Source organism: Brevibacterium senegalense (assembly GCF_000285835.1).
In the GTDB taxonomy this organism is placed as follows: domain Bacteria; phylum Actinomycetota; class Actinomycetes; order Actinomycetales; family Brevibacteriaceae; genus Brevibacterium; species Brevibacterium senegalense.
In genome coordinates this window covers 239,065-248,726 of record NZ_HE978604.1, presented here as the reverse complement: position 1 = coordinate 248,726, position 9,662 = coordinate 239,065, and the positions used below count along the sequence as shown (strand labels likewise).

At 68.4% G+C, this 9,662-nt stretch carries 13 protein-coding genes and 1 pseudogene; 4 read left to right on the top strand and 10 right to left on the bottom strand.

All coding sequences use genetic code 11. From position 1 onward, the window contains the following. Both HGBR_RS20230 and HGBR_RS10495 read right to left on the bottom strand, forming a co-directional pair. Positions 1–230, bottom strand: a pseudogene (locus tag HGBR_RS20230) (IS3-like element IS3501 family transposase); the annotation flags it as partial. Further along, entirely contained in the window at positions 227–544 is a 318-nt protein-coding gene (locus HGBR_RS10495; RefSeq protein WP_019157625.1) for a transposase, read from the bottom strand. The gene HGBR_RS10495 and the pseudogene HGBR_RS20230, both read right to left, overlap by 4 nt. A 52-nt stretch (positions 545–596) precedes the next feature. On the opposite strand from HGBR_RS10495, the gene HGBR_RS10490 reads away from it, so the two are divergent. Together HGBR_RS10490 and HGBR_RS19915 are read left to right on the top strand one after the other, a co-directional pair. Further along, on the top strand, positions 597–1,226 hold the full coding sequence (locus HGBR_RS10490) for a mismatch-specific DNA-glycosylase (protein ID WP_026077509.1): 630 nt from the start codon (positions 597–599) through the stop codon (positions 1,224–1,226). Between the two features lie 159 nt (positions 1,227–1,385). After that, entirely contained in the window at positions 1,386–1,688 is a 303-nt protein-coding gene (locus tag HGBR_RS19915) for a hypothetical protein (protein ID WP_147522432.1), read from the top strand. A 14-nt stretch (positions 1,689–1,702) separates the two neighbouring features. On the opposite strand, the gene HGBR_RS10485 is transcribed toward HGBR_RS19915, so the two are convergent. From HGBR_RS10485 to dapA, 6 genes are read right to left on the bottom strand one after another with little or no spacing between them, the layout of a single operon-like run. After that, entirely contained in the window at positions 1,703–2,002 is a 300-nt protein-coding gene (locus tag HGBR_RS10485) for a hypothetical protein (RefSeq protein WP_147522431.1), read from the bottom strand. 54 nt (positions 2,003–2,056) lie between these two features. Further along, positions 2,057–2,416 (bottom strand): hypothetical protein, encoded by a 360-nt coding sequence (locus tag HGBR_RS10480; protein ID WP_019159300.1) that lies wholly within the window; start codon positions 2,414–2,416, stop codon positions 2,057–2,059. 39 nt (positions 2,417–2,455) lie between these two features. Then, a complete protein-coding gene (locus tag HGBR_RS10475) occupies positions 2,456–3,238 on the bottom strand; it encodes a nucleotidyl transferase AbiEii/AbiGii toxin family protein (protein ID WP_147522430.1) in 783 nt (260 codons plus the stop codon). Beyond that, a complete protein-coding gene (locus tag HGBR_RS10470; protein ID WP_147522429.1) occupies positions 3,235–4,035 on the bottom strand; it encodes a type IV toxin-antitoxin system AbiEi family antitoxin domain-containing protein in 801 nt (266 codons plus the stop codon). The genes HGBR_RS10475 and HGBR_RS10470 overlap by 4 nt, the downstream gene beginning before the upstream one ends. Positions 4,036–4,088: 53 nt before the next feature. Continuing rightward, the gene (locus tag HGBR_RS10465) at positions 4,089–4,610 is read right to left on the bottom strand and encodes an O-acetyl-ADP-ribose deacetylase (protein ID WP_019159297.1); all 522 of its coding nucleotides are present in this window, start codon (positions 4,608–4,610) and stop codon (positions 4,089–4,091) included. Between the two features lie 23 nt (positions 4,611–4,633). Next, entirely contained in the window at positions 4,634–5,551 is a 918-nt protein-coding gene (gene dapA / locus HGBR_RS10460; RefSeq protein ID WP_019159296.1) for a 4-hydroxy-tetrahydrodipicolinate synthase, read from the bottom strand. 72 nt (positions 5,552–5,623) lie between these two features. Between dapA and HGBR_RS10455 the strand changes: the two genes are divergently transcribed. Both HGBR_RS10455 and HGBR_RS10450 read left to right on the top strand, forming a co-directional pair. Beyond that, complete coding sequence (locus HGBR_RS10455; RefSeq protein WP_019159295.1) at positions 5,624–6,544, top strand: LysR family transcriptional regulator; 921 nt, start codon at positions 5,624–5,626, stop codon at positions 6,542–6,544. A 9-nt stretch (positions 6,545–6,553) separates the two neighbouring features. Then, the gene (locus tag HGBR_RS10450) at positions 6,554–7,456 is read left to right on the top strand and encodes a patatin-like phospholipase family protein (protein WP_019159294.1); all 903 of its coding nucleotides are present in this window, start codon (positions 6,554–6,556) and stop codon (positions 7,454–7,456) included. Here the strand turns inward: HGBR_RS10450 and HGBR_RS10445 are convergent. Further along, positions 7,399–8,691 carry a YibE/F family protein gene (locus tag HGBR_RS10445; RefSeq protein WP_019159293.1) on the bottom strand — a complete coding sequence of 431 codons (1,293 nt, stop codon included), beginning with the start codon at positions 8,689–8,691 and terminating at the stop codon, positions 7,399–7,401. The genes HGBR_RS10450 and HGBR_RS10445 overlap by 58 nt on opposite strands. Positions 8,692–8,728: 37 nt before the next feature. Continuing rightward, positions 8,729–9,661, bottom strand: coding sequence for an NADP-dependent oxidoreductase (locus HGBR_RS10440; RefSeq protein ID WP_019159292.1), 933 nt, complete (start codon positions 9,659–9,661; stop codon positions 8,729–8,731). Position 9,662 lies beyond the last annotated feature (1 nt).

The window sequence follows — 9,662 nt, the reverse complement described above, 5'->3', positions numbered from 1 at the left end:
TGCATCGCGTGCCACATCTTCCGCACCCCGTAGACGCCGTAGTTCGCGGCGTGGATCCGTTTGACCTCCTCGACGAGGAGACCATCGCGGAGGGTGCGGGCTGCGGGCGTCCGGGACTTCGCTGCCCGGTAGCCACGGGAGGTGATGAACCCACGTGCCGTCGCGCCCAGGACGCGACAGATGAACTCGACCCCGAAACGACCCCGGAACGTGTCGATGAACCGGATCATTTCGTCGTGGGACGGTCGAGTTCCGCGGCGAAAAACGCTGACGCGGTCTTAAGGATCTCGTTCGCGCGTTTGAGCTCCTTGACCTCGCGGCGCAACCGCTTGAGTTCCTCGAGGTCCGCACTCGTAGGACCTTCTTCGACACCGGCGTCACGGCGGGCTTGTCTCGACCATCCCCGCAACGTGTGCGGGGAGATCCCGAGCTTCTCGCCAGTCGCAGTGGCAGCGCCCCAGACCGAGGTCTCTTCGACCCTGCGGTGGTCGTCCATCATTCGTAGTGCCCGCTCCTTGAACTGCGGGCTGTACGTGTTGGCCATATTCCAATCCTCCTAGATCAAGCGGATCGGAACGAAACCCAGGACGGTTCAGGTGACCCTACGACGACCCTCGCCCTTGGACGGGCGGAAGCCCACGAAGGACGATCTGGCGCGCGTCGACACGACCGCTCCGGACGGGGTGGACGACGTGCTGCCGGAGGATCCGGATGAGCGGCTGCGGCTCCTCATCGTGGGCGTGAACCCGGGGCTGTGGACCGCGGCGGTGAACGCACCCTTCGCTCGACCGGGCAACCGCTTCTGGCCCTCGCTGCACCGAGCGGGGCTCACGGCGCATCAGATCGACGCGTCACGGGGGCTGTCCGCCGAGGACGAGCGGCATCTGCTGACGCGTGGCATCGGTATCACGAACCTGACCGGGCGTCCGACCGTCCGTGCCGACCAGCTGAGTCGCGACGAGTTGCGGGTGGCCGGGCAACGGCTAGTGGAGCGGGCTGCGGTGCTGCGGCCCGGTGCGGTCGCGATCGCGGGGATCACTGCTTTCCGCACGGCGTTCCAGCTGCCGAAGGCGGTGCTGGGTGAGCAGGATCCTGCGACTGTGCCGGGGTGGCCCGTCGATGTGCCGCTGTGGGTGGTCCCGCAGCCCAGTGGGCTCAACGCGCACGAGTCGATCGACACACTCGCCGCGAAGTGGCGTGCTGTGTGGGAGGTCAGTGGGGGTTGAGCTGGTGTTCTGTGCTCACCACTCCCTGCACCTTCAGATCGGCGAGCACCTCATGTGACCGTCGCGCGCTGAATCCCGGATGCTCCGAGCCCACTCCTGAATGTCTCCGAGTGGATAGATCTGTGTGGGCGTTCCGTATCGAACTCGAAGACTGGCCTGGTGCAATCGCTCATAGTTCTGGATGTGCGCCGGGTACAAGATCTGCACAAGATCATTGACACCGAATCGTCCTTGGTTTCGGCGTGCTTTGTGGTAAGATACCCGCCGGTCATCCCGCGTGAGATGCGGATTCAGCTTCTTGAGTTCCCCGAGATCATCAAACACCGGGTCTTCCAGAAGAGCCCTCTTCATGGCGTGGTAGGCGCTGTAGAAAAAAGCCACCGAAGCCCAATCCTCGGAGACGCCCGCAACGAGCTGCGCCTGTTCGAAGTGGCGGTCGCAGATAAGCCCGTGGTCCGCTGAGGTGGGCGGCGGCATTACGCTGTTGCGTAGATGGCGTTCGCGGACGAACCCGCCGCCCTCACGTCGTCGCTGTCCGCGATCTGATAATCGATGAACAGATCCCCGAAGTAGAAGCCACGCACCTCGATCATCTTCTCGATGATGCGATCGTACGTTTCTGGCGTGTGGTCCTCAGGGACGATGATGACGCTAGCGTCACGGGTGTCGCGCGAGGCAACGACACTGAGGGAACGGATGTTCTCCTTGCCGATGTAGGCGACAGCCGTCTCCCCGAAGGCCTGCACTGTTGCATCGAACTCATCTACTGGAGACATGCCTGGATCATACGTCATGTGTCTTCACCGTCCGTTCAGGGGGTTGCCACGCGGTCAGCCGCACATGTCGCCTGCCGCCTCGACCGTCGCGCTTCCGGATCCCTGTCCGCGGGTCTCGGTCCGGTCATCCGTGCCCGGTGCGGAGTCATCCTCGCCAGGCTCGCCCTCCCCTGCATCGTCGCCAGCGTCGTCCGCGGCGGCGTCCGCGGCGGTCTCCTCCTCGTCGTCCTCGAGCGGAGCGTCAGTGCGGATCCGCTGGAAGACGTCCGAGGCCTCGGCGGAGGGGACGTGGGTCAGGGGTGGAAACCGGGAGAGCCTATCGGCCTCACCTGCGAGGAAGCTGTGGGGCGGTGAGGGCGGTGCCGACGACGCGGCGAGCAACGAGCGCGGTGCCTCCCGCGCTGCACCGTCCACTACCGGTATCGCCTGCCTCATCTCGGATCGCTTCGCCGATCACACTGAGTCAAGTCGGGCGAGCAGCGTATCGCTCACCAACTCAGCTGCGTCGTTGACGTCGTAGCCGGCTGGCCACTGCACAACCAGCGGGTCGAGATCTCGGCGAAACGTCGCATCGCCGAGTTTCTGCTCCAGGTTCAACTGTGCGCGGGTGGCGGTCATATTCTCGGGCCTGTATGGCTCAAATGCGGCGAGGATTCCATCCGGGTCCAGTTGAAGGTGGTCCAGAGCGAGCCAGAGGTCGAACAAGTCGCGCCCCTTCGAGCGTTGGTACAGTGCTCGAATCTTCGTGGCGACGAGCTCCACCGGCTGAAAGGTGGCGACGAGTGCGGTGCCACTCCACCACGAAGAGTCGACCGTGAGCTCCCGCTTCATGATCGGCAGCGCTGGGGAGCGTTCGTGCGTGTTCACCTCGATCTTGATCCGCAACGGCACTCCACTTTCAGCAGTGGTGCGCCAGAGGATCTTCGGATGCACCCCCAAACGGGTGCGTACCTCGAAGCCCAGATCAGTTCCCAGTCGCGTCAGCGCCTGAGTCAGCGGCGCAATGCCACCGGCAGTTCGGCGGACGAAGTCGAGATCCTCGCTATACCGGAAAGGCTGTTCCAGATGCAGCTTGTGCAAGGCGGTGCCACCGCGGAACACAAGCTCCCCTGCAAGGTACGAGTCGTCAGCAATCGCGCAGAGCGCCCTGGACAGCAACAGATCCTGTTCGACCTGCTCGCGGGTGGGCCATTGGTGGTCCACACCCCAGGAAGTGATCGCGTTCGCGGGAATCAAACGTCCGGCTCCACCTCTCGATTCAGGTACAACATCCACCTGGGGTCAACGGATCCAGACGGGCTTCCCCCCGGATCCAGCCGCGAGGGAGATTCCACCGCATCGTGGACGACGTCATGCAGAGACTCAAGGTCGTCTCGACCCGCGAAGCGCTCCAGCAAGTACCCGACCCGCCGGCCCGCGACCGCAGGGAAAAGAGCAGCCACACGGGCGATCTCGGTCGGATCGAACGCGTCCAAGTCGGCCAGTTCCACCAGCACTGTCGCGACGTTGTCGATGCCGCCTCCTCGAGCCACGTCGACCGCCAGATCCATCGCAGTCGTCGCCACTGACGAGATCCATGCGCTCCCCGACTGAGTCGGAAAGGCAACTGTATCGACGCTCTCGACGTCCCGCTGAGCGAACTCGAATCGAGTACGACCAACCGTCCGGTCGCGAACCTGCCGATCGACGGCGACCTGAAACACTTGCGGCGCCTGATGCGCTGCACCCAACAGGCTTGCGGCCGTCAACCATCCCACATAGTAGCGGGCGTCCAGGTGCTCCATCATCGCGTCGATGATCTCGACTCCCGGCGGCGCCCCCCAGGTGCGGTACTCGGCGCGCACGGGCACCCAGAGTCCGCGCACGGGCATCACCCACTCCGCCCTCTGCGCGTGAACGTGGAGCCGGCGCCGCACCTGGTCCTCAGGCACACCCAGCAGATCCGCCAGCTCCGCGCTCGAGAATGCTGAGATCCCCCGCGCCAGAGCCCAGTCCGCCGCTTCCGGCGCTCTCACCCTCACGCCACTCTCCATATTGACAATCGTCACAGATTTCGTGACGTTTTGCAATCATCAGAGAGACTTCCCTACTCCTCCACCCACCGGCGGAAGGCGGCCTCGGCCTCGTCTCCGAACGGGACGAGGACGACGGTCTCGATCGCCTCCGCGACCTCGGCGGCGGTGGATCGGACCGTCTGGACCGCGATCCGGGTGGCGTCGTCCATCGGCCAGCCGTAGATCCCGGCGGAGATCGCCGGGAACGCGACGGAGCGCGCCCCCAGCCCGGCGGCGACCCGCAGGCTCTCGCGGTAGCAGGAGGCGAGGGTGGCGGACCGGTCCTCCCGGACCGAGTGCACCGGCCCCACCGTGTGGACGACCCACCGGGCGGGCAGGTCGCCCGCGGTCGTCGCGACGGCCTGACCCGCGGGCAGACCGTCCGGCAGGGTCGTCTCCCGCAACCGGCGGCACTCCTCGAGGATGCGGGGGCCACCGGCGCGGTGGATCGCCCCGTCGACTCCCCCGCCGCCCAGCAGCGTCGAGTTCGCGGCGTTCACGATCGCGTCGACCGTCTCCCGGGTGATATCGCCGGGCCGGATCTCGATGTCCATGCGGGTGCTCACCGGCGTCCGAGTCAGGCGACGGCCAGCTCGCCCATGAGGGTGGGCAGCACCGCGGTGATGCGGGCGACGTCCTCCGCAGGCCCCTCGACCAGCGGTCGGCGCACGGCAGGAGTGGGGATGACGCCCATCTGGTGAAGGGCGACCTTCGCCTGGATCGCACCCTGGGAGGTCCGCATGATCGCGTCCATGATGGGGATGAGGCCCGTGTGGATCGCGCGGGCCTCCGCCAGATCACCGGCGGCGACCGCGCGCAGCAGGGCGGCGTTGCGATCTGCGACCGCATTGCCGATGACGCTCACAACACCCGTCGCGCCCAGGGACAGGAAAGCGAGGTTCAGCTCGTCGATCCCGCTGTAGTAGGCCAGGTCCGTGAGCTCCATGACCTTCGTCGCCTCGTAGAGGTCGCCCTTCGCGTCCTTGACCGCGCGGATCCGCGGGTGACGGGCCAGCTCCAGCAGGGTGGGTGTCTGGAACTCGACGCCCGTGCGGCCGGGGATGTCGTAGAGCATGACCGGCAGCATCGTCGCATCCGCCACGTCCGTGCAGTGGGCGATGAGGCCCGGCTGCGTGGGCTTCGAGTAGTAGGGGGCGACCAGCAGCAGCGCATCCGCACCGGCGGCCTCTGCCAGGCGGGCGCGCTCGACGGTCTCCGCAGTGTCGTACGTCCCCACTCCCACGGTGATCTTCGCGCGGCCGTCAGCCGTGTCGCGGACGAGCGCGATGAGGTCCGCCAGCTCGTCCGCCGTGAGCGTGGGCGACTCACCGGTCGTGCCGGCGACGACGATCCCGTCGCAGCCGGTCGCCACCAGGTGCTTCACCAGCGCGACAGTGCCCTCGCGGGACACGGTGCCGTCCGCCTCCATGGGGGTGACCATGGCGACGAGGTTGGTGCCGAAGCACTGGGCGGGAGTGGGCAGGGTCTGTGTCATGTCTCCATCCTGGACTTCCCCTATTGCGCAGTCCAGCGACGCTTTCTGAACCCCATTGCGTAGGATCGCTTCATGATCGATGTGAATGCCCTGCGCGCCCTCCACTCCGTCGCGACCCACGGCACCCTGGCGCTGGCGGCGGCGGAACTGGGGTTCACCTCGTCTGCCGTCTCGCAGCAGATCAAGCGGCTGGAGAAGCAGCTGGGCACCCCGGTCCTGGCGTCCGCCGGCCGCGGCGTCGTCCTCACCCCCGCCGGTCAGGCCGTCGTCGACTTCTCTCCGGACGTCTTCCAGTCGTTGGAGCGCTGCGTCCAGGCCGCCCACTCCGTCGCCGAGGGCTCCCCCCGCGGCACCGTCCGCCTCGCCTCCTTCTCCACCGCGATCCGCGGCCTCGTCGCACCCCGGCTTCCCGCGCTCGCCCAGGCCGCACCGGACCTGCGCATCCGGCTCATCGAGCAGGACCCGGACCAGGCGCTCAAGAGCCTGGACGCGGGCACGGCGGAGCTCGTCCTCGTCCACGACGCGGACGGACTGCCCCTGGACATCCCGGACTCGATGTCCCACCAGCGCATCCACGGCGACGCCGGCGACATCATCATGCCCGCCACCCACCCGCTGGCGCAGCTGGGCCGTCCGCTCACCAACGAGGACTTCGACGGCTGCGCGTGGGTCACCAGTCCGCCCGGCACCGTGTGCCACCAGTGGTTCTGGCGCGTCTTCGCGGACACGACGACGGTGCCGGACGTCCACCACCTGGTCGACGACTTCGCCACCCAGATGTCCCTGGTCGACGGCGGCGGCGTGCTGGCCCTCATGCCGCGCCTCGCCCGTCCGCCGCTGCGCGACGGCCTCGTCTCCGTGCCCCTGCGCCGGGCGCCCAGCCGCGATGTCTTCGCCGTCTGGCGGACCAGTGCGGACGCCAGCCCCGCCCTGCACGCCGTCCTCACCCAGCTGTCCCACGAGCAGGTCACCACCGGGCAGGCCGCTGTTTAGGATGGGCGCATGACGCCAGCCCCACAGACCACCCGGATCGGCGACACGGCACTCATCTTCGAGGGCGGGGGCATGCGCGCCTCGCTCACCAGCGGGATGGTCGTGACCCTGCTGGAGGCGGGCCTGTCCTTCGACTGGGTCGCGGGCATCAGCGCCGGCGCGTCGAACTCCGTCAACTACCTCTCCCGGGACGCCTGGCGCGCCAGGCGGTCCTTCGTCGAGTTCGCCGCGGACGACCAGTTCGGCGGCATGCGGCACTTCCTGCGCGGCGAGGGGCTCTTCAACGCGGAGTACATCTACCAGCGCGCCGGTGCGGACGGCGCGGCACTGCCCTTCGACTGGGCGACCTACCAGGCGTCCGAGGCCCAACTGCGGATCATCGGCTTCGACGCGGAGTCCGGTGACGAGGTCGTCTGGACCCGGGAGGACATGCCCCGGGTCGAGGACCTCATGGTCCGGGTGCGGGCATCGTCGACGATGCCGGGCCTCATGCCGCCGGTCCACCTGGACGGGCACGTGTACGTCGACGGCGCGATGGGAGACGACGGCGGCATTGCGCTGTCGCAGGCGCAGGCGGAGGGCTTCGAGAAGTTCGTCATCGTCCTCACCCAGGAGCGCGGCTACCGGAAGGCGCCGCAGCGATTCCCCGCCGTCTACCGCAGCATCTTCCGCCGCTACCCCGCCCTGGCGGATGCGCTGCTGACCCGGTGGAAGCGCTACAACGAGACCCGCGAGCGCGTCTTCGCCCTCGAGGAGTCAGGCCACGCGCACGTCTTCTCACCGGAAATCATGCCGGTCGCCAACAGCACCCGCGACCTGTCGCGCCTGGCGGCCGCGCACCGGATGGGGCTGTCTCAGTCCCGCCGCGAACTGCCGGCGCTGCGGGAGTTCGTGGGCGCGCACTCCGCCTGAGCCTCCCCCAGCAGCAGGCGGGCCAGACCGATCGCGAAGAGCGTGGTCGCCGGCATCGTGACGGTCAGCCCCACGATCCCCGCCAGCAGCTGCACGATCGTGTGCGCGACGTCCTCCGACTGCAGCAGCGCCCACACGGGCATGCCGTAGGACTTCGCCGCGACGAACGCGGCGAGGCTGGCACCCACGACGGAGAAGCTCACGGTGTAGATCGCACTGGCCGCGTGGTCCTGCCCCACCGTCATCGCCCGCCGCAGCAGGGACCGGTCGCTGGTCGACTTCAGTTTCCCGCGCAGACGCCGCTCCCGTCTGGTCAGGGGCACCTCGTCTGCTGAGGGTCCGGAACCGTGATCGTGCCCGTGGTCGTGGCCATTCCCGTGCCCCAGCAGGGAGAAGACGACGGAGGCCTGCGCGACGGTGATGTCGTTGAGGATGCCGATGAGGGCGATGAGCAGGGCCGCCAGCGACAGCACGCTGATGTCGATATCGCCGGTCACGAAGACGGAGGCGGAGGTCGTCTCCGTGATCCCCGTCAGGCGGGCGGCGGACGTGAAGATCCAGCCGGCCAGCATCGCCGCCCCCACCCCGCAGACCGTGCCGGCCCAGGCGGCCAGCGTCTTCGCACTGAACCCGTGCGTGAAGTGCAGGACGACAGTGAGCACCAGCACCGCCGTCAGCGTCGCGTACAGCAGAGGGTTCCCGCCGGCGTGGATGCCGGTGACCAGGAACGCCCAGATGAAGAGGGCGGACAGAATGAGGGACGCGAACGCCCGCACGCCCCGCCCGCCCACGCTCAGTGCCACGAGTGCGAGGGTGAGGACCGCGAAGAGCAGCAGCGTCGTGCCGCGCGCGGTGGAGTGGAACGCGTGGATGACGTCGCCCTGCGTGGAGGTCGACGTCTGGATCACGACGCGGTCGCCGTCCTCCAGCCCTGCGACCCACCCTTCGCGGGTGATGCCGATCGTCTCCTGGGACCCGTCGTTCAGATGCGCGGTCGCCTCCCCGCAGAACGAGTCCGCGTCGATCCAGTCCTCCGCGCAATCGTCCAGGGAGACGTCGCTCAACTCCGCCCGCGAGTACTCCATCGTCGTCCCGTTGGGCAGGGACGCGGGCGCCTGCGAGGGCCACAGCGCCAGGACGAGCGGCAGGGCGAGGACCAGCACGCACCCGGCGACCAGCAGGGAGACGAACCGGTCGCGGGACAGGCCGGAGAGGCGGGGAGACGGAGAGCGCATGCGTCCCAGTCTTCCCTATCCGCCGGGAGTGCTGGGCTCAGAACTCGAGGATGAGCCTGCCGCGCACGCCGCCGGCCTCCAGGCGGCGGTGCGCCTCCGCGGCCTCCTCCTTGGGCAGGGTGTCGGCCACGCGCAGGGTGACGACCCCGGCCTCGGCCTGCTGCCGCAGGGTGTCGAGCGCCTCCTTGTCGTAGGCGTACTTGCTCACGACGATCGACCAGAAGGTGACACCGCGATCGCGCACGCCCTTGTCCCCGCGGATCGTCACGACCGTCGCACCGTCCTTCGCGGCCGGGACGATCTCGTCCAGCTGGACCGCACCGTCGATGATGCCGTCGACGCCGTCGGGGAAGAGCTCGCGGACCGCGGCCGCGAAGCCCTCGCCGCGGGGCAGCACGTGGTCCGCGCCCAGGGACTCGACGAGCTTCCGGTCGGATTCCTGCGCATCCGCCACGACCGTGAGCCCGTCCGCCTTCGCCAGCTGCACGGAGTAGCCGCCGAACGCTCCGGCGGACCCCGTCACCGCGATCGTCGACCCGGTGGGCAGCCCCAGCTTGTCGAGCGCCAGACGGGCGGTCAGGCCGTTCATGGGCAGGGTGGCGGCCTCCGCCATCGAAGCGCCGGCGGGGATCCGCGTCACCGACTCCGCCGGGACCGCGACCTTCTCCGCGTACGCTCCGTGCGATCCCTGCGGCACGACGATCGCCATGACCTTGTCACCCGGCGACAGGTCCGTGACGACATCGGGGCCCACCGCCTCGACGACACCGGCCACGTCCATGCCCACGACGAAGGGCGGCTCCGCACCCGAGGTGTCCCGGTGCCCCGCCCGGCGCATCGTGTCCGTGGGGCTCACGGCGGCGGCCTTCACGCGGACGAGGACCTCGCCGGATCCCGCCGTGGGGTCGGGGAGGTCGATGACATGGAGGACCTCGGGTCCTCCCGGTTCTGTGTATGCGACTGCCTTCATG

Bases quoted from the DNA above. Each gene is read 5' to 3' on its own strand.
- HGBR_RS10495 (WP_019157625.1), bottom strand. From the start codon at position 544: ATGGCCAACACGTACAGCCCGCAGTTCAAGGAGCGGGCACTACGAATG.
- HGBR_RS10485 (WP_147522431.1), bottom strand. From the start codon at position 2,002: ATGTCTCCAGTAGATGAGTTCGATGCAACAGTGCAGGCCTTCGGGGAG.
- HGBR_RS10470 (WP_147522429.1), bottom strand. From the start codon at position 4,035: ATGGAGAGTGGCGTGAGGGTGAGAGCGCCGGAAGCGGCGGACTGGGCT.
- HGBR_RS10465 (WP_019159297.1), bottom strand. From the start codon at position 4,610: ATGGACATCGAGATCCGGCCCGGCGATATCACCCGGGAGACGGTCGAC.
- dapA (WP_019159296.1), bottom strand. From the start codon at position 5,551: ATGACACAGACCCTGCCCACTCCCGCCCAGTGCTTCGGCACCAACCTC.
- HGBR_RS10455 (WP_019159295.1), top strand. From the start codon at position 5,624: ATGATCGATGTGAATGCCCTGCGCGCCCTCCACTCCGTCGCGACCCAC.
- HGBR_RS10450 (WP_019159294.1), top strand. From the start codon at position 6,554: ATGACGCCAGCCCCACAGACCACCCGGATCGGCGACACGGCACTCATC.
- HGBR_RS10445 (WP_019159293.1), bottom strand. From the start codon at position 8,691: ATGCGCTCTCCGTCTCCCCGCCTCTCCGGCCTGTCCCGCGACCGGTTC.
- HGBR_RS10440 (WP_019159292.1), bottom strand. From the start codon at position 9,661: ATGAAGGCAGTCGCATACACAGAACCGGGAGGACCCGAGGTCCTCCAT.